Origin of the sequence: Klebsiella sp. PL-2018, assembly GCF_019048985.1 — a bacterium.
Classification (GTDB): Bacteria; Pseudomonadota; Gammaproteobacteria; order Enterobacterales; family Enterobacteriaceae; genus Klebsiella; species Klebsiella michiganensis.
In genome coordinates this window covers 5310521-5332854 of record NZ_CP077673.1, presented here as the reverse complement: position 1 = coordinate 5332854, position 22334 = coordinate 5310521, and the positions used below count along the sequence as shown (strand labels likewise).

The 22334-nt window shown below is 51.6% G+C and carries 28 protein-coding genes; 19 read left to right on the top strand and 9 right to left on the bottom strand.

Translation table 11 applies throughout. The annotated features are described in order from the left end of the window. Positions 1-39: 39 nt before the first annotated feature. The 3 genes from MKleb_RS25150 (at position 40) to MKleb_RS25140 (ending at position 2484) form a co-directional block, all read left to right on the top strand. Complete coding sequence (locus MKleb_RS25150) at positions 40-1263, top strand: tyrosine-type recombinase/integrase (RefSeq protein WP_217076347.1); 1224 nt, start codon at positions 40-42, stop codon at positions 1261-1263. Then, positions 1260-2165, top strand: coding sequence for a DUF6387 family protein (locus tag MKleb_RS25145; RefSeq protein WP_217076346.1), 906 nt, complete (start codon positions 1260-1262; stop codon positions 2163-2165). The genes MKleb_RS25150 and MKleb_RS25145 overlap by 4 nt, the downstream gene beginning before the upstream one ends. 109 nt (positions 2166-2274) lie before the next feature. Then, entirely contained in the window at positions 2275-2484 is a 210-nt protein-coding gene (locus MKleb_RS25140; RefSeq protein WP_217076345.1) for a helix-turn-helix transcriptional regulator, read from the top strand. Positions 2485-3211: 727 nt separating this feature from the next. Here the strand turns inward: MKleb_RS25140 and MKleb_RS30020 are convergent. After that, positions 3212-3403 carry a toxin-antitoxin system HicB family antitoxin gene (locus MKleb_RS30020; protein WP_228740769.1) on the bottom strand — a complete coding sequence of 64 codons (192 nt, stop codon included), beginning with the start codon at positions 3401-3403 and terminating at the stop codon, positions 3212-3214. Positions 3404-3536: 133 nt separating this feature from the next. On the opposite strand from MKleb_RS30020, the gene MKleb_RS25135 reads away from it, so the two are divergent. The 16 genes from MKleb_RS25135 (at position 3537) to MKleb_RS25060 (ending at position 14628) form a co-directional block, all read left to right on the top strand. After that, on the top strand, positions 3537-3737 hold the full coding sequence (locus MKleb_RS25135; protein WP_217076782.1) for a host cell division inhibitor Icd-like protein: 201 nt from the start codon (positions 3537-3539) through the stop codon (positions 3735-3737). After that, positions 3730-3939 carry a hypothetical protein gene (locus tag MKleb_RS25130; protein WP_217076344.1) on the top strand — a complete coding sequence of 70 codons (210 nt, stop codon included), beginning with the start codon at positions 3730-3732 and terminating at the stop codon, positions 3937-3939. The genes MKleb_RS25135 and MKleb_RS25130 overlap by 8 nt, the downstream gene beginning before the upstream one ends. Continuing rightward, complete coding sequence (locus MKleb_RS25125; RefSeq protein WP_217076343.1) at positions 3932-4132, top strand: hypothetical protein; 201 nt, start codon at positions 3932-3934, stop codon at positions 4130-4132. Before MKleb_RS25130 ends, MKleb_RS25125 begins: the two co-directional genes overlap by 8 nt. A 15-nt stretch (positions 4133-4147) precedes the next feature. Further along, a complete protein-coding gene (locus MKleb_RS25120) occupies positions 4148-4489 on the top strand; it encodes a host cell division inhibitor Icd-like protein (RefSeq protein WP_217076342.1) in 342 nt (113 codons plus the stop codon). Next, positions 4486-6600 carry a DUF927 domain-containing protein gene (locus MKleb_RS25115; RefSeq protein WP_217076340.1) on the top strand — a complete coding sequence of 705 codons (2115 nt, stop codon included), beginning with the start codon at positions 4486-4488 and terminating at the stop codon, positions 6598-6600. Before MKleb_RS25120 ends, MKleb_RS25115 begins: the two co-directional genes overlap by 4 nt. 526 nt (positions 6601-7126) lie before the next feature. Beyond that, positions 7127-7390, top strand: coding sequence for a hypothetical protein (locus tag MKleb_RS25110; RefSeq protein ID WP_217076338.1), 264 nt, complete (start codon positions 7127-7129; stop codon positions 7388-7390). Positions 7391-7624: 234 nt separating this feature from the next. Next, positions 7625-8788: a phage major capsid protein gene (locus MKleb_RS25105; RefSeq protein WP_217076336.1), complete on the top strand. Its 1164-nt coding sequence runs from the start codon at positions 7625-7627 to the stop codon at positions 8786-8788. A 51-nt stretch (positions 8789-8839) separates the two neighbouring features. Further along, positions 8840-9400, top strand: coding sequence for an HK97 family phage prohead protease (locus tag MKleb_RS25100; protein WP_217076334.1), 561 nt, complete (start codon positions 8840-8842; stop codon positions 9398-9400). A gap of 1 nt (position 9401) precedes the next feature. After that, positions 9402-10634, top strand: a complete 1233-nt coding sequence (locus tag MKleb_RS25095) for a phage portal protein (protein ID WP_217076332.1) — start codon at positions 9402-9404, stop codon at positions 10632-10634. Next, entirely contained in the window at positions 10631-10969 is a 339-nt protein-coding gene (locus MKleb_RS25090; RefSeq protein WP_217076326.1) for a phage head closure protein, read from the top strand. The genes MKleb_RS25095 and MKleb_RS25090 overlap by 4 nt, the downstream gene beginning before the upstream one ends. Beyond that, positions 10962-11258: a head-tail connector protein gene (locus MKleb_RS25085; protein ID WP_217076324.1), complete on the top strand. Its 297-nt coding sequence runs from the start codon at positions 10962-10964 to the stop codon at positions 11256-11258. Before MKleb_RS25090 ends, MKleb_RS25085 begins: the two co-directional genes overlap by 8 nt. Then, on the top strand, positions 11258-11701 hold the full coding sequence (locus tag MKleb_RS25080; protein WP_217076322.1) for an HNH endonuclease signature motif containing protein: 444 nt from the start codon (positions 11258-11260) through the stop codon (positions 11699-11701). Before MKleb_RS25085 ends, MKleb_RS25080 begins: the two co-directional genes overlap by 1 nt. A gap of 126 nt (positions 11702-11827) precedes the next feature. Continuing rightward, positions 11828-11992 carry a hypothetical protein gene (locus tag MKleb_RS25075; protein ID WP_228740765.1) on the top strand — a complete coding sequence of 55 codons (165 nt, stop codon included), beginning with the start codon at positions 11828-11830 and terminating at the stop codon, positions 11990-11992. Further along, complete coding sequence (locus tag MKleb_RS25070; protein ID WP_217076320.1) at positions 11976-12332, top strand: phage terminase small subunit P27 family; 357 nt, start codon at positions 11976-11978, stop codon at positions 12330-12332. Before MKleb_RS25075 ends, MKleb_RS25070 begins: the two co-directional genes overlap by 17 nt. Beyond that, positions 12316-13977, top strand: coding sequence for a terminase large subunit (locus MKleb_RS25065; RefSeq protein WP_217076318.1), 1662 nt, complete (start codon positions 12316-12318; stop codon positions 13975-13977). The genes MKleb_RS25070 and MKleb_RS25065 overlap by 17 nt, the downstream gene beginning before the upstream one ends. Before the next feature lie 69 nt (positions 13978-14046). Then, positions 14047-14628 carry a tail assembly protein gene (locus tag MKleb_RS25060; RefSeq protein ID WP_217076316.1) on the top strand — a complete coding sequence of 194 codons (582 nt, stop codon included), beginning with the start codon at positions 14047-14049 and terminating at the stop codon, positions 14626-14628. Between the two features lie 507 nt (positions 14629-15135). Here the strand turns inward: MKleb_RS25060 and fis are convergent. The 8 genes from fis to accB all read right to left on the bottom strand — a co-directional run bounded on the left by fis (position 15136) and on the right by accB (position 22148). Continuing rightward, positions 15136-15432: a DNA-binding transcriptional regulator Fis gene (gene fis, locus MKleb_RS25055; protein WP_000462905.1), complete on the bottom strand. Its 297-nt coding sequence runs from the start codon at positions 15430-15432 to the stop codon at positions 15136-15138. A 24-nt stretch (positions 15433-15456) separates the two neighbouring features. Continuing rightward, a complete protein-coding gene (gene dusB / locus MKleb_RS25050; RefSeq protein ID WP_014227023.1) occupies positions 15457-16422 on the bottom strand; it encodes a tRNA dihydrouridine synthase DusB in 966 nt (321 codons plus the stop codon). Positions 16423-16750: 328 nt separating this feature from the next. Further along, on the bottom strand, positions 16751-17491 hold the full coding sequence (locus MKleb_RS25045) for a carbonic anhydrase (protein WP_025108492.1): 741 nt from the start codon (positions 17489-17491) through the stop codon (positions 16751-16753). 136 nt (positions 17492-17627) lie between these two features. Further along, positions 17628-18509: a 50S ribosomal protein L11 methyltransferase gene (gene prmA, locus MKleb_RS25040; RefSeq protein WP_025108491.1), complete on the bottom strand. Its 882-nt coding sequence runs from the start codon at positions 18507-18509 to the stop codon at positions 17628-17630. A gap of 11 nt (positions 18510-18520) precedes the next feature. Continuing rightward, positions 18521-19972, bottom strand: a complete 1452-nt coding sequence (gene panF, locus MKleb_RS25035) for a sodium/pantothenate symporter (protein WP_025108490.1) — start codon at positions 19970-19972, stop codon at positions 18521-18523. Continuing rightward, complete coding sequence (locus tag MKleb_RS25030) at positions 19962-20204, bottom strand: YhdT family protein (protein WP_004125848.1); 243 nt, start codon at positions 20202-20204, stop codon at positions 19962-19964. Before MKleb_RS25030 ends, panF begins: the two co-directional genes overlap by 11 nt. A gap of 110 nt (positions 20205-20314) precedes the next feature. Next, on the bottom strand, positions 20315-21664 hold the full coding sequence (gene accC / locus MKleb_RS25025; RefSeq protein WP_004125846.1) for an acetyl-CoA carboxylase biotin carboxylase subunit: 1350 nt from the start codon (positions 21662-21664) through the stop codon (positions 20315-20317). A gap of 10 nt (positions 21665-21674) precedes the next feature. Continuing rightward, entirely contained in the window at positions 21675-22148 is a 474-nt protein-coding gene (gene accB / locus MKleb_RS25020) for an acetyl-CoA carboxylase biotin carboxyl carrier protein (protein WP_004125844.1), read from the bottom strand. Between the last annotated feature and the right edge of the window lie 186 nt (positions 22149-22334).

Here is a 22334-nt window from a genome sequence, read left to right as displayed (position 1 = left end):
TCAGTGGTGTAGTCAGTGCTGAAAATGAACTGAGGTTTTATGGCTGGTGGTACGAACAAATTAAGCGATACATCCCTTCGTAAGATGATCGGAAGGGAAAGCCCCGGCGACAGCTTCTATGCCGATGGTGACGGCCTGAGCGTTAAGGTGTCGAAGGTTGGAATAATGACTTGGTATTTTACGTACCGTATTGGTGGTCGTGCTGCGGCCCCGCAGCGCATAAAGCTGGGAAATTACCCAGACCTCTCCATTAAAGCCGCCAGAGAAAAACGTGAGCAATGCCGAGCGTGGCTTGCCGAGGGGAAAAACCCTAAGCACCAGCTTATGATTACTACTCAGGAATCGTTGCAGCCCGTCACTGTGAGAGAGGCTCTTGATTACTGGATCAGAGAATACGCGACCCACAAACGGGCCAATGTGGAAAAGCATGTTGAACAGCTAAATAAGCATATTTACCCGTACATTGGGGATTATCCACTTTCCATGTGTGAAACCCGCCACTGGCTGGAGTGTTTCAGCCGCGTAAGGTCTGATGCTCCTGTGGCTGCGGGCTATCTCCTGCAAATGTGCAAACAGGCGCTTAAATTCTGCCGGGTGCATCGATACGCGACGAGCAATGCACTCAGTGACCTGACGATTGATGATGTTGGCAAAAAGCAGGAGAAGCGCGACAGAGAGCACACCAGACAGGAATTAGCCGATATATGGGGGGAAAGTACCGGATTGAAGTTTAAACCTTACTACGCTGCGCTGCTGCATTTGCTGGTAGCGTTTGGATGCCGAACTCAGGAGCTACGCTTGTCCAGGCTTTCAGAATGGGATTTAGAAGACTGGATCTGGACAGTTCCAAAAGAACATAGCAAAGGCGGCGAAAAGATATTGCGACCTATCCCCGAAGTTCTGCGCCGGTTTGTCAAAGACCTGATTGAGCAAAACAAGGAAACTGGTTTGCTGCTGGGCTGTATAAAGAAACCTGAAGCTGTCAGCCAGTGGGGACGGGGAATCTATAAACGTCTGGGGCATTCGGAACCGTGGACACTTCACGACCTGCGCCGGACGTTCGCTACAACATTAAACAACATGGGGATCGCGCCTCATGTCGTTGAGCAACTACTTGGGCATACGCTGGGCGGTGTTATGGCTGTTTATAACCGTAGCCAGTATTTACCCGAAAAATTAGATGCTCTGAATAAATGGATTGACAGGCTAACCCTTATATCTGAGAACCACGAAAATGTTGTTTTGATGAAGGTCGCAAAATGAACAAAAAAATAAAAAGCACTCTTGATTTACCGAAAGAATTCGATTTACAAAAATACTCCGATATTGATTCGATGTCTGATAAGGATTTATTTAGGCAACTTAGCCTTAGAATTTATTGGTATCTAGATTCCGTAGAGAGCGATTCGAAGTGGGAATATGCTGCTACAACCCATTTTTTAGAGCATGGCTGTGATTTGAGTATTTCTTTTGGACAAGAAGATCCTTTCGATGAGATTAAACCGGATGTACCGCCAGATGAATACGACTGGATGAAGGGGGGAAGGGAATTTTATGAGAGGTATATGGAGAATTGCAAAAAGTCTATGAGTGTAAGTACTGGGTATGGTATTAACTATCTTTCCAGGGAAGTGTTAATGTATTTATCACATATGGATGATTCAGAAGGGCCAAGAAGTGGAATGCCCGTAATCTTAGATGATAATGAATTTCAGTTCATGCTGAATGAGCAGGACGATCCTGAGAAAGATGGAACTTTACGTGCCAAATTGAATGACTGTGTGACATTAGTAACTGGTCAGCTCGACTCTTTGTTTTTGTCTATTGATATTAGCACTCCTGATGATATTCTATTATCAGAGTTTAAACGATTGATTCCAATATGGCGGCAAGAATTAAATGTAGAGGAAAGCTTATCCATAAACGCCTCGTGGGCTATCGTTAGAAAAAAAATCATCGAATACAAAGTCATTCCATACATAGACTTAACCATATGGGCCTGCGCTAATAAAATCATCATCCCTCATGGGGTTATGTGTGTTGCTCTATTCCCTTATGGTGAAAGAGACATATTTTCTATTACTCAAACGATTAAACCTTTTATAGAAAATTTAATGACGCCTGAGTCTTTAGAGAAATTGAAGCAAAAAATCTCTAAGCAATAGGCGTAGGTGATATCTTCTTAGTGAAGCGATGGTTAATTTCTTACAGTCGCAGCAATTAAGTAATTAGTAAAGAATGCCCTCGAACTGTAACAAACGAGGGCGTTTCTATATGAACCAATTCAAACAACCACTACCACCCGAAGAACGTGTCATTCGCGAGGATGAGTGTCGCCGCCTGACAGGCATTTGCCGTACCACCCGTTACATGATGGAAAAAGAGGGGAGCTTTCCCGCCCGCCGCAAATTGGGCGGTCGCGCCATCGGTTGGCTTTTGTCTGAGGTCACAGCATGGCAGCAAAGCCGCAGCAAAGCAGCGTAGGGGGGGGGGTAATGTCACATAAAACAAAAGCGGCTTTGCAGAGCCGCTCATGTAGGTTTACTGCTTTGAATTCGAACTTCCAGGATATCACAGTGATCGATCTGGTCAACAGTGAAGCCGGAAATCCTGCTTCGGAAACGGGAATTCCCGTATCGGCGTACAATTCGCAATTAAATTCTTTGTTTATTATGCAAGTCCTCACTTTGAGGACTGATGCAGGTGAAATATTATCGGCAAAAAATGTTGCCGATGCTGTACCTCAAAGCGTGAGCACAATGCATTTTTGCATTCCGAGAGTTGCGCCAATGGTACATCACCCGCTTTACGGGTATGTAAGCCGATGCGAAGAAAATCGCATCTCATTACTGATGAATTTTTCCGTATACCTGCAGGGTACGGCGATGGCGTATACCTCCCAATCTTTCGGCTCTTCTTTGGACTTTTCGCAAAGGCGGCAAATTAATCGCGTGGTAACCAGCCTTTCTCATTCCTTTCTGGAATTGGTAGGTTCTTTTCCTTCAAAATCCTCAAAATGGCAGGTTCTGAATGCGGGCCCCATCCATCCCAATTACCTTCCCAGCAGTCGTTACAGCAGAAAGCTCTACCGTATAATTGCAATACATGTCCTTGGTAAAGGTCTGGGCCGAATCTCGTTTCTGCACCACAAAGTTCGCATGTGCAATAAAAATGTCCTTTCTCATCTATGCGCATCATCTTTTCCCTCAAATCAACCTTTTGGTTCTATTCCTTGCCGACGCAATTCTGCGCGGGCTAATTCTTTCATCCAATTACCAAGGCTTACGCCTTCACGCTCCGCTACATCGTTCAATTGCTGGCGTAGCTCAGGATTGATTCTGATCTGGAAAGTTGGTGACCAACCTTCACCTTTAGGGGTTTTGTCTCGTTTAATAGTTGACACGTACGTACATAACCTCATAACATGGATTTTATTATGTACGTACGTTAACACGTCGGGCATAGAAAAGACAACGCCCCAAACTGTTGGAGCAGTATTGGGGCGTCTAACCAAACCGTTAACTGGAGTAACGATCATGGCTGAATTACAGCATACCCAAACTCGCCCCAAATATCAGTATCGTTTTCTGGCCCTCAACCGCCATGACAAACAGGCTAAACCCTGCCGCCTGTCCGTTGAAGCTACAACCGAACGCGAAGCCCGTAGTATTCTGGCACCCCACTTCATTCTGTCTCAGGCCGCACGTCTGCCTGTTCAGGAGGTGCGCCATGTGTGAACTCACTATCCAGCAAGTTGCTGAAAAAGCCTATCAGACTGAAATTATTCTCGCCCTGATTTGCGAAAAGTCGGTTGTTCACATGGAAAGTAGCGAAGTTGACGCGTTGCTCGTGATGGTTAAAAAGCTGATCGGCGATGTAGGCGGTTTTCTGGGTGAAGAAGAATCACGTGCAGAAGTTAGCGGGGGGAATCATGCCTAAATCAATGCAAATGCCTGTTGTTCATTTATCGCTACCCATCCCCGAAAACTTCACAGGGAAAATACTTGTGAATGTTGAAAAAGGCATTGCTATTAATGGCTTTCCGTTAAGGCCAGATGAATTCGTTGGCTCAGTTGATAGTTTTATTGAATGTTGCCGCCTGACTGGGTTTCAGGTAACTCCACGCCAGTAATTAAGGATTAGATATATGAATAATATTAATTCCGGCTTAATTGCTGGCGCTCATACTCAACCTAAATTTACCTGGTTGTTTCTGGCTATTTCTGCCGACTCACAAGCGCTACCAGTTGTTCTGCGTACCCAGGCTAATACCGAATATGAAGCCCGTTCACAGTTGGCTGGTGATTTTTCTCTGACATTCGCAGCCAAAATCCGTACTGATTGTCCTCTCACTTGCCATTGGATGGATCGGCATAGTTCTGTTTTGTGGTCTGTCATGGGTTGCAATGCAGGTGCGGCCCTTCAGCAAATGAAAGGAGACGACTCACAGTCGGAAAAACTCCTGTTAAACGGAGGGATGCTGAAATGAAAAACGCACCGAACGTAAAGCTGTTACCGAAAGAAAAATACACCGAGGCGGTCATTTTTGCCGGGGCGGATGCGTGGAGCCATGCAAAAGGCTGGGAAGAGGGGTTAGGCAAACACATAGCGGAAGATACCACGCCGCCTGTTTATCTGGGGCCGAATCAACTGAACGAACTGGCGAGCCTGCGTATCGTCGATAAGGGCCGCAGGGCGGCGCGGGTCTATCTGGCTGGCAGCATTGAGCAGTTAATGATTAATGCGATAGGGGAGAAGCTGGCACAGGCAGGGGTACAGGATGCAAAACTCTACAAGGGTATGACCGATAACCAGCCGGAGGACTGGCATGATTTTCTGAACCGGTCACGTGAGCAGCTACAGGCCGGGGAAAGTCTTATTGCATCGGTGACAGTTAAGCAGACGCAGGAAAAAGTTGATGAACTTAAAGCGCGGGTAGAAAGCCGTGGAGATGGGGTTTTCTGGATAACGCCAAAGGTCGATAAGGAAAGCGGCGAGATAATCAATAACGAAACGTGGCTGTGCTCACCGCTTGAGGTGGTGGGTTCCGGTAGTGACGGTGCAGAGCGTTATCTCGTTTTACGCTGGCGTTCGCCGCGAGGTCAGGAAGATATCACCAGAGCGCTTCCCTGTGCGGATATCGGAGAGCGTGACGGCTGGCGCACACTCAAAGCGGGTGGTGTGACTGTGACGACTAAAAGTACATACCGGGCTATTCTGGCTGACTGGCTGCAACAAAGCGGTAAGGGGCAGGAGTGGCGCATTATCCACACGTCGGGCTGGCACAATGGCGCTTACGTTATGCCTGATGGTGATGTTATCGGGGAACCAGAGCTACCGCTTCTGTTCGGTGGTCGTAGTGCGGCATCTTACGGCTATACCGTTGCGGGTACGGCTGAAAGCTGGCGGGGTTCCGTTGCGCGTCTTGCAGGGGGCAATTCTTCCATGATGCTGGGGGTTGCCACGGCGCTGGCATCGGCGCTTATCGGGCTGGTGGGCGCAGATGGTTTTGGTGTTCACCTGTTCGAACAGTCAAGTGCCGGGAAGACAACGACCGCCAATATCGCCAGCAGCCTGTGGGGGGAGCCTGACGCGCTACGGCTTACATGGTACGGCACGGCGCTGGGTATAGCGAACGAAGCGGAAGCGCACAACGATAACCTGTTACCGCTGGATGAAGTCGGGCAGGGCAGCAGTGCTAAAGATGTTGCCACGTCAGCATATACCCTGTTTAACGGCGCCGGAAAGTTGCAGGGGGCTAAAGAGGGCGGCAACCGTGAGTTAAAGCGCTGGCGAACCGTGGCAATCAGTACGGGGGAAATGGACATAGAAACTTTTCTGTCAGCCGCGGGAATTAAGGTCAAAGCGGGGCAGCTTGTACGGCTTCTGAATATCCCGATGGAGAAAGCGACCGTTTTTAACGGATTACCCAACGGCAAAGCCCATGCAGACGCGCTGAAAGAGGCGTGGAGCGATAACCACGGGGCCGCAGGGCGTGAATGGGTGAAGTGGCTGGCAAGTCACCAGCAGGAAGCTAAACAGGCTGTAAGGGATGCGCAGACGCGCTGGCGCGGTCTTATCCCGGTTGATTACGGTGAGCAGGTACACAGGGTGGCAGAACGCTTTGCAATACTGGAGGCCGCGCTGGTGCTGTCCAGCCATATCACCGGGTGGGACGTACAGGCCAGCCGGGATGCTATCCAGCATAGTTTTAACGCCTGGGTAAAAGAGTTTGGCACCGGGAACAAAGAGCACCAGCAAATCATTGAGCAGTGCGAGGCGTTTCTCAATGCTTACGGGTTCAGCCGTTACCTTCCTTACCCGGAGACCGACGCACGGGATTTGCCGATAAAAGAACTGGCTGGCTACCGGACAGGAAGCCCGGCGGGGGATGAGCTTTATAAGTTTTACACCTTCCCGGCGGCGTTTGAGCAAGAGATTGCCAGTGGTTTTAACCCACGTCAGTTTGCCAGAGCGTTAGCCAGCGCCGGAATGCTTGAGGCCGGGGATAACGGGCGACACAAAAAGAAAGCGTTACGGAGGATGGGCGGTAAGCAGCATGTGTTTTATGTGCTGATGTTCTCGCCTGATGTTGAGTAATTTTTTGCATACGTGAGAGTAAAAGTAGTGGGTTATCTGGGTTACGCAGTGGATAAGTTATATAACCTTATGATTTTAAAGGAACAGCGTAACCCACTCGTAACCCACTAAATGCCATTTATAACCCACTAACAGGGAAAAATAACCCACTATGAAAATCGTAACCCACTTTTAAAATGGCTTAGTGGGTTATTTGAGGGGCAAAGTGGGTTACGATTTTGTGTAGCGTAAATGTTAAGTCATTGAATAGGATGGATAAAAAATACTTAGCAAGCAAAGATAACCCAGTAACCCACGTAACCCACTAACTTTTGTTTATATACGGAGAAAAAAAGAGAAAAAACGGCGAGGAAAAGTCAGGAACCGGGGAGGCAGAAGAGGCCCTGCAACTGACCATGGCGAGTCAGCAACTCCCCCTTCCACCACCCCGGAACAAAAACTATACAACAGAATGAAGGATATCGACCAGTAGCAGTCACCTAATGATGATTTTTGAGTGGCTAGTATTTAACTGAAAGGAGAAACAATGTTTAGCGCTAAAGACATTCTGGAGCATCGCAAGGTGCACGGCATTAAGAACGGCGTGCAGGATATGGGAACGGAGGAATACAGAGATGCGCTTAAGAAAGATGCAGTGGTGATGATTAATTCCCGCGGCTCCATTGTTGAGTCCTTCTCTGGACTCACCCTTGCTGCTGATGGAGAGCAACTGGATCTACTGATCGCGCATATGGAATCCATGCGTAAGGAGTTGACGGATTACAATATGTGGGACTTGTTGAATAAATAGTTTTGTAAATTATTTGTTCACCTGTTTTCATTATCGTTCACGGCAATAAATGACGGTTTACTCGCTGATGTTTATGTATACCTTGAAGAGTGGCACTCAGACGTGAGCCGCCACGGGTCGTTTAATCAAGCTGTAGTGAGTACAGCCTGAGAGAGTCAGAAAAAGGTTAAACGGCCCACCCTCCATTCCGCGCTGGTTTCACGTCTCAACGTTAATTGTTACGGAAATCACTCCATGAAGAAATTACTCGAATTACGCCAGCAAAAGGCTGCACTCAAAACCCGGATGCGCTCCATGCTGGACAAAGCCGACACCGAAAAGCGCAGCCTGAACGATGAAGAGGGCAAGCAGTTCGACGAACTCCGCGCTCAGGCTGATGCGCTTGAAGTTGAAATTACCCGCCTTGAGGCCGTCGCCGACGATCAGCGCAATCTGCCTGGCACTTCCGTTGAAGGTAAAGGCGTGAGCAACGATGAGCTGCGCCACTACATCATGACAGGCGATACCCGCTCACTCACCACGCTGGTGCAGGCTGACGGCGGTTATACCGTTATCCCTGAGCTGGACAAAGAGATCATGCGCCAGTTGCAGGATGACAGCGTGATGCGCTCCATCGCCACGGTGAAGACGACCAAAACCAATGAATACCAGAAACTGGTATCTGTGGGCGGTGCAACGGTTAAACGTGGTACTGAAGGTGAAGAACGCGCCGAAACCGCGCCGCCAAAACTTGAGCGTGTGGATATCAAATTGAATCCGATCTACGCCTATCCCAAAACCACCCAGGAGATTCTCGATTTCTCCGAAGTGGATATCCTCGGCTGGCTGGCCTACGAAGTGGCAGACACTTTCACCACCGCCGAAGAGAATGATTTGGTGAATGGTGATGGCGACAAAAAATCCAAAGGTTTCCTGGCTTATCCCCGTGCAGCCACCAGCGACAAAACCCGCCCGTTCGGTACGCTGGAGAAAATGGAAACAGCCGCTGTCACCTCTGATGGTCTGATCGACCTGCTGTACAAGCTGAAAGCCAAATACCGCAAAAATGCCGTATGGGTGATGAACTCCAACACCGCCGCAACGCTACAAAAACTGAAAAACGGTAACGGGGATTACATCTGGCGCGATCGTCTGGTTGCCGGTTCTCCAGATACGCTTCTGGGCCGTCCTGTTCAGTATCTGGAAACCATGCCTGATGCCGCTGCGGGTGAAGCATTCCTTGCTGTGGGCGACTTTAAGCGCGGCTATTTCATCGTGGATCACACCACGGGCGTGCGTACCCGTCCTGACAACATTACCGAGCCGGGTTTCTACAAGGTGCATACCGATAAATACCTGGGCGGTGGCGTAGTGGACTCCAACGCTATCAAGGTACTTGAGCTTGCTGCTGGTTCCTGATTCGACGTGTGAGGGGCTTCGGCCCCTTTCTGCCCTCTGTGGAGTCCAATAATGAAAACAATAGATTTTGAAATCCGCACTTCTGAACTGACCGCCAGCGATAAAAAGCTGGTGGGCTATGCCGTGCGCTGGAACAGCCTGTCAGAAATCATCTGGGATGAATTCAGGGAACAGTTCGCGCCGGGGGCGTTTAAAGACAGTCTGGCATCGGGTAGCGATGTGCGTGCGCTGTACGAGCATAACTATACCCAGCTGCTGGGGCGTACCAAATCGGGCACGCTGGTGCTGTCAGAAGATGATACCGGGTTACGCTTCGAGCTGACGCCGCCGAATACTCAGCTTGGTAATGATGTGCTGGCGCTGGTGGAACGTGGCGATCTTTCAGGTATGAGCTTTGGTTTCCGCGCGCTGAAAGAGTCCTGGGATATTGCGCAATCGCCGTACCTGCGAACTGTGACCGCTGCCGAACTACGGGAAATCACCGTTACTTCCATGCCCGCTTACCCTGAGTCCGGCGTTGAAATCGCGCATCGCTCTCTTTTTGCTCAACATCCCGAATTATGCCGGGTTGATGATAATCGTCGGCGTTGGGCCGAATTAGCGGGGCTGTGATATGTGGAATATCTGGCCCTTTAGCCGTAAGACAGAGCAGCGCAGTATCACCATTGATGAGTTTTTGCAGATGGCAGGGATTCCAAATACCGGGTCAGGCGAATATGTGTCTGCGGGTACGGCGGAATCTCTGCCGGCGGTGATGAATGCCGTGTCAGTTATCAGCGAGGCGGTGGCAACCATGCCCTGCTATCTCTACCGGGTACGCAATGATAACGGCTGTGAGGCGCGGGAATGGCTGAGTAATCATCCGGTCGATTTTTTGCTGAACGAGCAGCCGAACGACTGCCAGACGCCTTACCAGTTCAAGCGCACGATGATGCGTCATTGTCTGCTGAACGGTAACGCCTACGCGGTGATCCAGTGGGGGCGTGATGGACAGCCGCAATCCCTGCATCCGTATGCGCCGGGGGCGGTTGTTCCTGAGCGTATCGGACAGCATAAGTATAAATACACGGTGACTGAGCCGTTTACCGGGGCTGTGCGCATCTATCTACAGGAAGAGATTCTGCATCTGCGTTACTCCACCGATGATGGCTTTCTGGGACGCTCGCCGATCACCATCTGCCGTGAAGCGCTGGGGTTAGGTCTGGCCCAGCAGCGCCACGGTGCCAGCATTATGAAAGATGGCATGATGGCGGCGGGCGTAGTCACTACTGCTGAATGGCTCGATAGTGTGAAGGGTAAACAGGCGCTGGACGCGCTTGAGCGCTACAAAGGTGCCAGAAACGCCGGAAAAACGCCAATCCTTGAAGGCGGTATGGACTACAAGCAGCTTGGTATGAGCAATCAGGATGCCGAATGGCTGGCCTCCCGCCGCTTCACTATTGAAGATATTGCCCGCATGTTCAACGTGTCGCCCATCTTCCTGCAGGAATACAGTAACAGCACCTACAGCAACTTTAGTGAGGCGAGCCGGGCATTTCTCACCATGACCATGCGTCCGTGGCTGGCGAACTTCGAGCAGCAGATTAAATCCGCGCTGCTGGTGGCCTCTCCTGTACCCGGCACTCGCTATCAGGTGGAGTTTGACTCTGCCGACCTTCTCCGCGCCACACCTACCGAGCGTTACGCCACTTATGAACGCGGTATCAAAAACGGGATCATGAACCCGAACGAAGCTCGCGAGCGTGAAGGGATGCCACCGCGTGAAGGGGGTGATGAGTTCAGCCAGGCATGGAAGCAGCAGATAGAAGTTAACAGCAGTAAAAGTAACAAGGATGGTGACGAATGAAAGTGGGAAGACTGAAGCACCGCGTAATTTTACAGCGATTTGAGGAAGGTCGTGGGCCGTTGGGGGAGCCGCTGAAGCAATGGGTGAGCTATGCGACCGTCTGGGCGGAAGTTAAAGGTATTTCAGGTCGGGAGTTGTTGGCCTCTGGTGCAGTGACATCGGAAGCCACAGTCCGCATCTGGATCCGTTACCGCCGCGATGTTAAGCAGGGTCATGTAGTGAGATACCAGTCTGATGCGCTCAACGGTGATGTTTACGGTATTACCGCCGCTATTCCTGACAATAACAGGACTTACCTGGAATTGTTATGCAAGGGGGGCACAGGTAATGGCTGAGTTAATCACGCTGGAAGAGACAAAACTACACTGCCGGATTGAACCTGATTTTGCTGAGGAAGATACCCTTATCTGTGGATATATTGCCGCAGCGCTTGAAGTCTGCCAGAAGCATATTGGCAGACGCTTTGATGGCGGACTGGAATTCAATCCGGCGATAAAAGTGGGATGTTTGCTGCTGATAAGTCACTGGTACGAGAACCGGGATTTAACCGCTGACAAAGTCGCAGAGCTTCCTTTTGCCACCACATCCCTGTGGAACTATTACCGCAGCGTGGGGGTGTACTGATGCCGTGGCAACCACTACGCCGGTGCACTGAGCCGGGATGCAATAAGCGGGTTAAGTCTGGCAAGTGCGATGAGCATAAACGGGAAGTGTGGCGGGCGCAGGATGCCAGACGCGGACACCGTCGCGCCCGTGGTTACTCTGCCTCATGGGAGAAGTACCGCGCTCAGTATCTGAAACGCTACCCGCTGTGCGTGGAGTGCGAGAAGCTGGGCCTCTATGTTCCCGCAAAGATTGTCGATCACATCATCCCTGTTAACGGTGGTGATGATGTTCTGTTCTGGCCTGAGTGGAATCACCAGGCGTTATGCCATTCACACCATAGCCGCAAGACCACGCAGCAGGACCCAACCACCAAAGTCCACCGAAAGGCAGGGCTGTATCGCGAGCAGGAAGAACGCGCAGCACATCGTAACGACTGGATATATGAGGCTGACAATGACTGAGCAGGAACAGCAGCGGCTGATTAGTGGACTGATAAAGCAGCGCGAGGCATGGCAACCCGCCAGACAGAGAGCGCACACGAAGCCCGTAGCAAAGCGGATGAGTGAGCGTGACCGGGAGCTTATGGAATGCTTCCGCAACCGCTGACAGGCCGCATGGGCGGGGAGGGGGCGGTTTTAAAGACAACCCCTCTGCTGCAAGGCACCACGCTCCCCCTCAAATTTTTACGCACGGTGATTTTTTTGATAGCAGAAAATTCAAAGGAAACAATTAATTATGGCAAGACCACCTAAACCCCCTGCCTACCTCGATGAGGTAGCCGCGCAGCAGTGGAAGACGAAAGCGAAACAACTTGCCGAACGCGGCGATTTGACCCCCGCCGACTGGAACAGCCTTGAGTTGTATTGTGTCAACTATTCGATGTACCGAAAGGCGGTTGAAGATATTACCCGGCGTGGCTTTACGGTCGAAGGTTCGCGCGGTGCGGCAACCAGCAACCCGGCACTCAAGGCCAAATCAGACGCAGAAAAAATAATGATTAAAATGTCGTCGCTGCTGGGCTTTGACCCGGTAAGCCGTCGCCGTAACCCGCCAGAAACGGAAGAGGTAGACGAGCTTGACCGCCTGGAATGAATACGCAAATGCCATAAAAACGGGCGAAATTCCGGCCTGTAAGCGGGTAAAACAGGCCGTCGAAAGGTACTTTTCAGACCTGAATGACCCCCGTTTTGTGTTTGATACCGCGACCGTTGAGCGGTTTATTGCATTCTCCCGCCTCTGTCCGCACGTCAAAGGCCCGCTGCGGGGCCAGCCCATCGAACTGGAGCCGTGGCAGCAGTTCGCTTTTGCCTGTCTCCTTGGTTTCAAGGAGTCGTCTACAGGCCGCAGGAAATACAGCAGCGCCTTTATTGAAGTGCCGCGCAAGAACGCCAAATCCACCGTAGCCGCCATGCTGGCTAACTGGTTTCTGGTGATGGAAAAGGGCCAGCAGGATATCTACACGGCGGCGGTGAGCCGGGATCAGGCCCGAATCGTGTTCGACGATGCCCGCCAGATGTGCCTGCTGTCAAAACCGCTGAAAAAACGAGTCAATATTCAGGCGCACAAAGTCATTTTTCCGAAGAGCAACAGCCTGTTAAAGCCGCTGGCGGCGAAAGCAGCCACCATTGAGGGGACAAATCCCAGCCTTGCGGTTGTCGATGAGTACCACCTTCACCCGGATAACGGCGTTTACTCCGCGCTTGAGTTGGGCATGGGGGCACGCCCGGAGGCGATTTTATTCGCCATCACTACCGCCGGGAGTAACGTTGTCTCTGCCTGTAAGCAGCATTATGACTACTGCTGCCAGATTCTGGCAGGGGAAGAAAGGAATGATTCGCTGTTTGTGCTGATTTACGAACTGGACGACGAAAGCGAGGTTGAGCAGCCGGAAATGTGGATCAAGGCCAACCCTAACCTGCATGTGTCCGTTGACGCGGCGAAACTGGAATCCACCATCCAGAAAGCGCGGGGCATACCCTCGCAGTGGGTGGAAATGCTGACCAAACGTTTCAATATCTGGTGTCAGGGTTCCACGCCGTGGATGGGGGCCGGTGCATGGGATGCCTGCCAACTCGACTACGAAGAAAAAGACCTCGCCGGAATGGAGTGCTACGCCGGATTTGACCTGTCCTCTACCAGCGACATTACCAGCGTGAGTTACGCTTTCCCGTTCGACAGGGAGATCCGCCTGCTGACCCGTCATTATCTGCCGGAAGCCCAGCTACTTAACGTCGCCAACAAAAACCGCGCCATCTACCGCCAGTGGGTAAAAGCGGGATGGATACGCACCACGCCCGGCGACTGCATCGACTATGACCGCATCCGTGACGATATTCTGCGCGACGCTGAAATCTTCAATATCAGGCTGGTGGGTTTCGATACGTGGAACGCCACGCACCTGCGCACCCAGCTACAGGGGGCGGGCCTCGATGTGGAGCCGTTCCCGCAAACCTATCTTAAATTCAGCCCGGTCGCGAAATCCTTCGAGGTATTTGTTAACCGTAAAGTGGTGCGCCATCGCGGCGATCCGGTGCTGGCCTGGGCGATAGGTAATGTGGTGATGGAGTCAGACGCTAACGCCAACATTAAGCCCAACAAAAAGAAATCCTCCAACAAGATAGACCCGGCTGTAGCGTCACTGATGGCGTTCGGTACTTTCCAGGCGGAACACGAAGATTTTGCTTTTGATATGAGCAATAGCCACAAAGAACGGCTGGCAACATTTAATGGTCTTTGAATTTATTACCTGATATCCGCAGATGCTATGCGGGTATCTAATTGAAAAAATATTTTTTGAGAGGTATTTATGAGCGAAAAAATGACTCAAATAGAACTGAGCGGTGTTCTTGGCAAGACTTTTGGCAAGGTCCATCACCGTTTAATCAGCACTGTTCATGAAGCAGGGATCGCGTTAGCGGCGACTATTCCGGGGTTTGAAAAGTTCATGGTTAACAGCCAGGAACAGGGACTGACCTTCGCTGTTTTCAGAGGGAAAAAGAATATTGGCGAGGATGATTTGGGTTTTCCCATTACTGGCGAAGTTATCCGGATTGTGCCGGTTGTCATCGGCAGTAAAAAGGCAGGGATTATGCAAACCATTCTTGGCGCAGTGCTGGTGGTTGCTGGAGCCATTTTATGGGCCACGCCTATTGGGGCACCACTCGTTGCATCTGGTGTGGGTATGATGCTGGGCGGCATCGTCCAGATGCTTTCCCCTCAGCCTGCGGGGCTGGCCCGTAAGGAATCTCCGGAAAACAAAGCCTCTTACGCCTTTGGTGGCGTCACGAACACAGCTTCACAGGGCTACCCCGTTGGCCTGCTTTACGGCAAGCGTCGAATTGGCGGCGCGATTATTTCAGCCGGGATTTATGTTGAGGATCAGCTTTAAAAATAACCCAGCAACCCGCTCTCTGTTATTTGGGGCAGAAGATACAGAGAAGAGTCTTTTTACGGCTGGTTAGTCTCATAGTGGGTTGATTCCTTATTGTGGGATACATCTATCATACAATAAGAATTTTATGAGTGATGTCCGTTCTGCCAATGCAGGGTATCCATGAGAGTTGTCTTCAACTCATCGGAAAGCGCTAATTCATCATTGCTGTTGGTTCTGGCTAATATGCCGGGTATTAGATAGTCCGTACTTTGTAAAGGCGTCCATTTGGACTGGATGCTTCGATAGTGATTGTATCGGTACATCATCTCGATAGAGGGGTAGATCAGTAATGGTTAGCCGGAGCATACGATTATTGGTTCCTTGCATAACCCCTCACTACTCGGCGGCTTTGTTCGCTGCTGTTCACTGTCAGGTGTAGTCAGTGGTGTAGTCAGTTCAATAAAAAAGGCGCTATCCCATGCTGAGTAGCGCCTTTTTATTCAATAACATAGCTGAAATCTATCAGTTCATGCCGTATTTTTTCAATTTTTTACGCAGAGTACCACGGTTGATGCCCATCATCAGAGCAGCACGGGTCTGGTTACCGCGGGTGTATTGCATCACCATGTCCAACAGGGGCTGTTCTACTTCAGCCAGTACCAGCTCATACAGGTCATTAACATCCTGACCGTTCAGTTGAGCAAAATAGTTCTTCAGTGCCTGTTTAACCGAGTCACGCAGGGGCTTTTGAGTTACCTGATCCTGAGAGTTAACGGTAGAAACGGTCAGTACGTCAGAATTTACGCGTTGTTCGAACATAGTTCTGTCAGCTCTTTATTTCTATTACGCAAAATTTTCGAAGTATGCCTCCAACGCCTCCAGCTGTTCGCTGGAATCTTCTATGGCGTTGAATGTGCGCCGAAACTGGTCATCTGGAGCGTGTTCCTGCAGATACCAGGATACGTGTTTGCGTGCGATTCGGTACCCTTTTGCCTGGCCATAAAAGCCATGCAGTTCCCGAACGTGTGCACAAAGCAAGCGCTTAACCTCTGCCAACGGCAGCGGCGGCAGCAGCTCTCCAGTGTCCAGATAGTGCTGGATTTCCCGAAAGATCCAGGGTCTTCCCTGAGCTGCACGGCCTATCATAAGGGCATCTGCCCCCGTATAGTCGAGCACAGCTCTGGCTTTAAGCGGGTCAGTAATGTCACCATTCGCGATAACCGGAATGGAAACTTTCTGCTTAACTGCCCGAATACTGTCGTACTCAGCATCTCCGTTAAACAAACAGGCGCGCGTGCGTCCGTGAATAGTCAGAGCCTGAATGCCACATTCTTCAGCCAGTTGGGCAATTTCTACACAGTTACGGTGTTCCGGTTCCCAACCGGTGCGAATCTTGAGAGTTACGGGAACGTCCACTGCTTTGACGACCGCCGTCAGGATAGACTTCACCTGCTCGGGGTACTGCAAGAGGGCTGAACCTGCAAGCTTACGATTCACTTTTTTAGCCGGGCACCCCATATTGATATCAATAATTTGGGCGCCGCTTTCCACGTTAATACGGGCGGCTGCAGCCATCTCTTCCGGTACGCTACCGGCGATTTGCACGGTACGAATACCGGGCTCATCAACGTGCACCATCCGTAAGCGTGACTTGTCGCTCTCCCAAACCTGCGGGTTGGAGGACATCATCTCGGATACGGTCAATCCTGCTCCCATCTCGTAACACAACGTGCGGAATGGTCTGTCAGTAATGCCAGCCATAGGCGCTGCGATGAGTCGATTCCTGAGCTGGTAGTGTCCGATGCGCATGAGTTAAGAAATGACCATACTGTGACTGCAAGGCGGCGTATATTACGCATTTTTTGCACGAGATGAAAGGCCAAACTTTGAGCAATCCTCTGCGGTGGATCAAAGAATCGCCTTGCAGGTCAGTGTGCATGAATAATTAGCTATATAAATCATTGCATTAAAAACATGTGATGAATTTATCTACACATATAATTTTGTCTAACTTCTCATTTTTTCTTCCCGACACAGGGAACGGGCAAGATAATCTGCTGAAGAAATCAGCAAATTACCTTGGCTTTATGTGAGTTGGCTCTCATTTCAGAACATGATCGTGAAGCACAGCTGATGTTTATTCTATGACCACGCGACCATTCAGCGGCTGTATCGGACGATTGTTATCGTGATGCATAGCGTGGCTAAATTTTGCCAGCTGCGCTGATGAAAGTGTCAGGGGATGTTTAAGCACAATCCAGGTTACCCCCTCGGAGCAAGGCGGCGTGGTCAGGGAGCCGCTGAAACGCCAGTATGTCTTGTCTGCGGGAAGAAGGGCGTTGAGATCCATTTGGGTGACGATTTTAGCCGTCTGATCGGCTTTCTCGGGCATGGTGGCCCACAGTTTGTTCAGTTCGCTATTTTCCGCGCCCTGGTCGAACATCACCGCCACGACGGCAACGGCGCCTTGAGCGCTTTTATGTACCAGATGCATCTCCATCGCATAGTGCTTACCGTGAACGGTGTTTTCGCTCGGGGCATGAAAATGGAACTGCTGAAGGGTAAATGGCGTACCGTCAATCGTAACGGTATCCGCTGTTGTGGTCTTTAACCCCGCCTGGATAGTGTGACCATTGTTGATGAGCGTAATGAGGCCATCGATGTAGTGCGTATCCAGCGGTGAAAGGTGTGTCTTAAACGTGGTATCGATGTTGATAGGGGATTGATTCATACCATTTTGACAGGTTTTGTACTCCTCATTGAGCGCCCCCCAGTGTTCCGGCGAACCTTCGCCTTCATAGCTCCAGTGGGAAGCGAAAACCGTAACGGGCATCATGCTTAACGCCAGTAATGCCGCCTTGCCTAAAGTTGTTTTCATATCATTCGTCCAATGAATAAATTTATGATTTTATTGGTAACTACAATACGTTACCGCATCATCTTATTCTCATTGAGCGAATGATTTTGTACAGAAAACGCGAAAAGCGGTGGCCTGCGATGAGGCCACAGGGAGATTACTTTTTATAACCGGTGATCCGGCACCACTCCTCTTTCTCCACGACGGGATCGAGGCTAAAGAGATCGGCGTACGCTTCACAAACGCTTTCCGCCTGGCTGGCAAGGATGCCGGAAAGCCCCAGCAGACCGCCTGTAACCGGCAGCACGCTGATAAGCGGAGCCAGTTCGCGTAATGGGCCTGCCAGAATGTTTGCGACCACCACATCGGCTTTCATCGCCTCTGGCTGATCTTTAGGCAGATAGAGTTCCAGGCGTTCAGAAACCCCGTTACGCTCGGCATTATCGCGGCTGGCCTGAATGGCCTGCGGGTCGATATCAATACCGATAGCTTTCGCGGCGCCCAGCTTTAATGCCGCAATGGCCAGAATGCCTGAGCCGCAGCCAAAATCGATAATCGTTTTGCCCGCGAGATCGAGGCCATCCAGCCACTGCAGGCACATTGCCGTGGTGGGATGTGTACCGGTACCAAACGCCAGGCCCGGGTCGAGCATCACGTTAACGGCGTTTTCATCCGGCACATCGCGCCAGCTCGGGCAGATCCACAGGCGTTTACCGAAGCACATAGGGTGGAAGTTATCCATCCATTCGCGCTCCCAGTCCTTGTCTTCCAGTTGTTCGATTTTATGCACGAAATCGGCGCCCAGCAGCGGATTCTGCTCCAGCATCGCAATCACTTCTTTCATATCGGTCTCGGCGTCAAACAGGCCGATAACGTCAGTATCGCCCCACAGACGGGTTTCGCCCGGCAGAGGTTCGAATACCGGCGTGTCGTGCGTATCCTGGAAAGTAATGGAAACGGAACCCGCTTCCATTAACGCATCGCTCAGCTCTTCCGCGTTCGCGCCGGTAGTGTTCAGTTTCAGTTGGATCCATGGCATGGCAAAACTCTTTATTTATCAGTAGTCAATACGGCGGCTTGCGGGGCGGAGGTACCGAACCGGTTTCCGACCAGGAAAGCCAATAAGCTTAACAGCAACGCGGGCACTATCGGATGGAAGCCCAGGTACTGCAGATTAAAAGTGGCGAGTATGGCATAGAGTACGCCGCCGACGATCATCGCGCTCAACGCCCCTTTCGCGTTCGCGCGTTCCCAGTACAGGCCCAGCACCAGCGGCCATAAGAACACGGCCTCCAGGCCGCCGAACGCCAGCAGGTTGAGCCAGATAATCATCTCAGGCGGACGCCAGGCTGCCAGCAGCAGTAAAGCGCCCAGCAGCAAGGTGATCGTTGCCGACATCCGCTTCAACCGGGCTTCATTTGTTATCTGCTCGGGGCGCAGATTCAGATACAGATCTTTAATGATCGTAGCGGAACTTTGCAGCAGCTGGGCGTTGATCGTCGACATAATGGCGGCCATCGGCGCGGCGAGGAAGATCCCGGCGGCAAAGGGCGGCAAGACTTTCACCATGAGCGTCGGGATGACCAGATCCGGCACCGTCAGATCCGGGATCACCGCCCGGCCTAACGCACCCGCAAGATGCATCCCAAACATCAGGATCGCCACCACGATGGTGCCAATGATAATTCCCCGGTGCACCGCTTTGCTGTCTTTATAGGAGATGCAGCGAACGGCGGTGTGCGGGAGGCCAATCACCCCGAAGCAGACCAGCACCCAGAAGGAGGTCATAAAGGTGGGGGAAAGAATGTCATCAGCCCCCTGCGGGGAAACCAGCTTAGGATCGATGGTTTGCAGGGTTTCAACCGCATTATGTAGCCCGCCCGCCGCATGAACGACGCCAACCAGCAGGACGATAGTGCCGACCAGCATCACCATTCCCTGGAGCGTGTCGTTGAGGACGCTGGCACGAAAACCGCCGAACGCGGTATAGAGCGCGATACTCACGCCAAAAATTAGCAGACCGGTTTCGTAGGGAATACCCGCTGCGGTTTCCAGCAACCGCGCCCCGCCGATGAACTGCACCGTCATTGCACCGACAAACGCCACCAGAAGGCTCAGGCTCGCGAGCCAGACCAGCAGACGGCTTTGGTAGCGGGCAAAAAGCATATCGTTCAGGGTTACGGCATTATAGCGGCGCGCCAGAATGGCGAATTTCTTACCCAAAATCCCCAGCGAAAGCCAGATCGCCGGAAGTTGGATCATCGCCAGCAGCACCCAGCCGAGGCCATATTTATAGGCCGCGCCGGGGCCGCCTATAAACGAACTGGCGCTGATATAGGTAGCGGTAAGCGTCATGGCTAATACAATGCCGCCCATCGAGCGGCTGCCGAGGAAATATTCGTTCAGGAAGGAACCCGTTGTGCGCTTACGCATTGCATAGATGGAGAGAGCAAACACCACCAGCAGGTAGGCGATAAGCGGCAGTATGACTTCAAGCTGCATCGTCATCCTCCAGAGGAATATCGCGATAGATGACTTTTACCATCGCCCAGCACAGCAGAATAAACACCAGCGGTACCAGCAGGCAGGCCATTTCGAACCAGTGCGGCAGGCCGGTTAGGCCAATACCGACGCCCGGCAGATAGGCGGCAGCCAGCCAGGCCGCAAGATAGAGAAGGGTTAGCCACAGCGCCCAGCGCGCCTCTTTATGGGCCTGAACAAAGCGTTTGTCCATTTTTTGTCCCTTGAGGATAAAGAAAGCGGGGATTGTACCGCATGGAAAAGAGGAGAGGAGAGAAAAAGAAAAAAGGCCGGATTATCCGGCCTTTTGCAGCGATGGCAGAATTACTTCTCCTGCAATCCGAGTTTTTTCTCCAGATAGTGGATATTGGTGCCACCATTCTGGAAATGCTCGTCGTTCATGATGCGAATCTGCAGATCAACGTTGGTTTTGATGCCATCGATAATCAGCTCCTGCAGCGCATTTTTCATGCGGGCAATCGCGACATCACGGTTTTCGCCATAGCAGATCAGCTTACCGATCATTGAGTCATAGTACGGAGGCACGGTGTAGCCCGCGTAGATATGAGACTCCCAGCGCACGCCAAAACCGCCCGGCGCGTGGAAGCGGGTAATTTTACCCGGGCTCGGCAGGAAGGTGTTCGGGTCTTCGGCGTTGATACGGCATTCCACCGCATGGCCTTTAACCACAACTTCTTCCTGCTTGATGGACAGCGGCTGGCCGGCTGCGATGCGCAGCTGCTCTTTAATCAGGTCGACGCCGGTGATCATTTCGGTTACCGGGTGTTCAACCTGAATACGGGTGTTCATTTCGATGAAATAGAACTCGCCGTTTTCGAACAGGAACTCAAAAGTACCCGCGCCGCGATAGCCGATATCGACGCACGCTTTGGAGCAACGCTCGCCGATATAGCGACGCAGTTCCGGCGTAATGCCCGGCGCTGGCGCCTCTTCGACCACTTTCTGGTGACGACGCTGCATGGAGCAGTCGCGCTCAGCCAGATAGATAGCGTTACCCTGACCGTCAGCCAGTACCTGGATCTCGATGTGACGAGGATTCTCCAGGTATTTCTCCATATACACCATGTCGTTGTTAAACGCGGCTTTGGCTTCCGCTTTGGTCATGGAGATGGATTGCGCCAGCTCAGCATCGCTGCGCACAACGCGCATACCGCGACCGCCGCCGCCGCCGGAGGCTTTGATAATCACCGGGTAGCCAATGCGTTTTGCATGGGCGCGGTTAACGTCCATATCTTCGCCCAGCGGGCCATCAGAGCCCGGTACGGTCGGAACGCCCGCTTTCTTCATCGCGGTGATCGCAGACACTTTGTCGCCCATCAGGCGGATTGTGTCAGCTTTCGGGCCGATAAAGATAAAGCCGGAACGCTCAACCTGCTCAGCGAAGTTTGCGTTTTCGGACAAAAATCCGTAACCCGGGTGAATAGCCACCGCGCCGGTGATTTCAGCAGCGCTGATAATCGCCGGGATATTGAGGTAGCTTTTTACGGACGGAGCCGGGCCGATACAGACCGTCTCATCCGCTAACAATACGTGTTTTAAATCGCGATCCGCCGTTGAGTGCACAGCAACGGTCTTGATGCCCAGTTCTTTACAGGCACGCAGGATACGCAATGCAATCTCGCCGCGGTTGGCGATAACAATTTTATCCAGCATGTTCGCCTCGTTATTCGATGACGACCAGTGGCTCGTCAAATTCTACCGGTTGACCACTTTCGACCAGAATGGCTTTCACCACGCCGGATTTATCGGCTTCGATCTGGTTCATCATTTTCATGGCTTCAACGATGCACAGGGTATCGCCCGCGTTAACTTTCTGACCGATTTCGATGAAGGCTTTCGCGTCCGGGCTCGGGGTGCGGTAGAAAGTACCAACCATTGGGGAACGTACGATGTGGCCACTGATTTCCGCTGCCGCAGGGGCTTCCATTGCTGGCGTTGCCGCAGAGGCGACTGCGTTAGACAGCGCTGGCTGTTGCTGCATCATCGGTGCGGCGTAAGCCTGTTGCATCACCGGGAAACCTGCGTTTGGCGCGGCACGGCTGATGCGTACAGACTCTTCGCCTTCAGAAATTTCCAGTTCGGAGATGCCTGATTCTTCAACCAGCTCGATCAGTTTTTTAATCTTACGAATATCCATGAGTGGGTTCCGTACTCTTTGTTTAGTGTGATTGTGACAGGCGTGTTAGCACCGTCTGTAAAGCATATGAATTACTGCTGTTGCAAGACGCCGCGCTTCTTCAGAAGCCGACAGGTTAAGCCTCCGATGCTCGAAAGCAAAAAACGAAACTTATCGGCCAATATGCGGCTATCTTCTGCCATTCTC

Coding starts and splice junctions, on each gene's coding strand:
- MKleb_RS25150 (WP_217076347.1), top strand. CDS start 40: ATGGCTGGTGGTACGAACAAATTAAGCGATACATCCCTTCGTAAGATG.
- MKleb_RS25145 (WP_217076346.1), top strand. CDS start 1,260: ATGAACAAAAAAATAAAAAGCACTCTTGATTTACCGAAAGAATTCGAT.
- MKleb_RS25140 (WP_217076345.1), top strand. CDS start 2,275: ATGAACCAATTCAAACAACCACTACCACCCGAAGAACGTGTCATTCGC.
- MKleb_RS25135 (WP_217076782.1), top strand. CDS start 3,537: ATGGCTGAATTACAGCATACCCAAACTCGCCCCAAATATCAGTATCGT.
- MKleb_RS25130 (WP_217076344.1), top strand. CDS start 3,730: ATGTGTGAACTCACTATCCAGCAAGTTGCTGAAAAAGCCTATCAGACT.
- MKleb_RS25125 (WP_217076343.1), top strand. CDS start 3,932: ATGCCTAAATCAATGCAAATGCCTGTTGTTCATTTATCGCTACCCATC.
- MKleb_RS25120 (WP_217076342.1), top strand. CDS start 4,148: ATGAATAATATTAATTCCGGCTTAATTGCTGGCGCTCATACTCAACCT.
- MKleb_RS25115 (WP_217076340.1), top strand. CDS start 4,486: ATGAAAAACGCACCGAACGTAAAGCTGTTACCGAAAGAAAAATACACC.
- MKleb_RS25110 (WP_217076338.1), top strand. CDS start 7,127: ATGTTTAGCGCTAAAGACATTCTGGAGCATCGCAAGGTGCACGGCATT.
- MKleb_RS25105 (WP_217076336.1), top strand. CDS start 7,625: ATGAAGAAATTACTCGAATTACGCCAGCAAAAGGCTGCACTCAAAACC.
- MKleb_RS25100 (WP_217076334.1), top strand. CDS start 8,840: ATGAAAACAATAGATTTTGAAATCCGCACTTCTGAACTGACCGCCAGC.
- MKleb_RS25095 (WP_217076332.1), top strand. CDS start 9,402: ATGTGGAATATCTGGCCCTTTAGCCGTAAGACAGAGCAGCGCAGTATC.
- MKleb_RS25090 (WP_217076326.1), top strand. CDS start 10,631: ATGAAAGTGGGAAGACTGAAGCACCGCGTAATTTTACAGCGATTTGAG.
- MKleb_RS25085 (WP_217076324.1), top strand. CDS start 10,962: ATGGCTGAGTTAATCACGCTGGAAGAGACAAAACTACACTGCCGGATT.
- MKleb_RS25080 (WP_217076322.1), top strand. CDS start 11,258: ATGCCGTGGCAACCACTACGCCGGTGCACTGAGCCGGGATGCAATAAG.
- MKleb_RS25075 (WP_228740765.1), top strand. CDS start 11,828: ATGCTTCCGCAACCGCTGACAGGCCGCATGGGCGGGGAGGGGGCGGTT.
- MKleb_RS25070 (WP_217076320.1), top strand. CDS start 11,976: ATGGCAAGACCACCTAAACCCCCTGCCTACCTCGATGAGGTAGCCGCG.
- MKleb_RS25060 (WP_217076316.1), top strand. CDS start 14,047: ATGAGCGAAAAAATGACTCAAATAGAACTGAGCGGTGTTCTTGGCAAG.
- fis (WP_000462905.1), bottom strand. CDS start 15,432: ATGTTCGAACAACGCGTAAATTCTGACGTACTGACCGTTTCTACCGTT.
- dusB (WP_014227023.1), bottom strand. CDS start 16,422: ATGCGCATCGGACACTACCAGCTCAGGAATCGACTCATCGCAGCGCCT.
- MKleb_RS25045 (WP_025108492.1), bottom strand. CDS start 17,491: ATGAAAACAACTTTAGGCAAGGCGGCATTACTGGCGTTAAGCATGATG.
- prmA (WP_025108491.1), bottom strand. CDS start 18,509: ATGCCATGGATCCAACTGAAACTGAACACTACCGGCGCGAACGCGGAA.
- panF (WP_025108490.1), bottom strand. CDS start 19,972: ATGCAGCTTGAAGTCATACTGCCGCTTATCGCCTACCTGCTGGTGGTG.
- MKleb_RS25030 (WP_004125848.1), bottom strand. CDS start 20,204: ATGGACAAACGCTTTGTTCAGGCCCATAAAGAGGCGCGCTGGGCGCTG.
- accC (WP_004125846.1), bottom strand. CDS start 21,664: ATGCTGGATAAAATTGTTATCGCCAACCGCGGCGAGATTGCATTGCGT.
- accB (WP_004125844.1), bottom strand. CDS start 22,148: ATGGATATTCGTAAGATTAAAAAACTGATCGAGCTGGTTGAAGAATCA.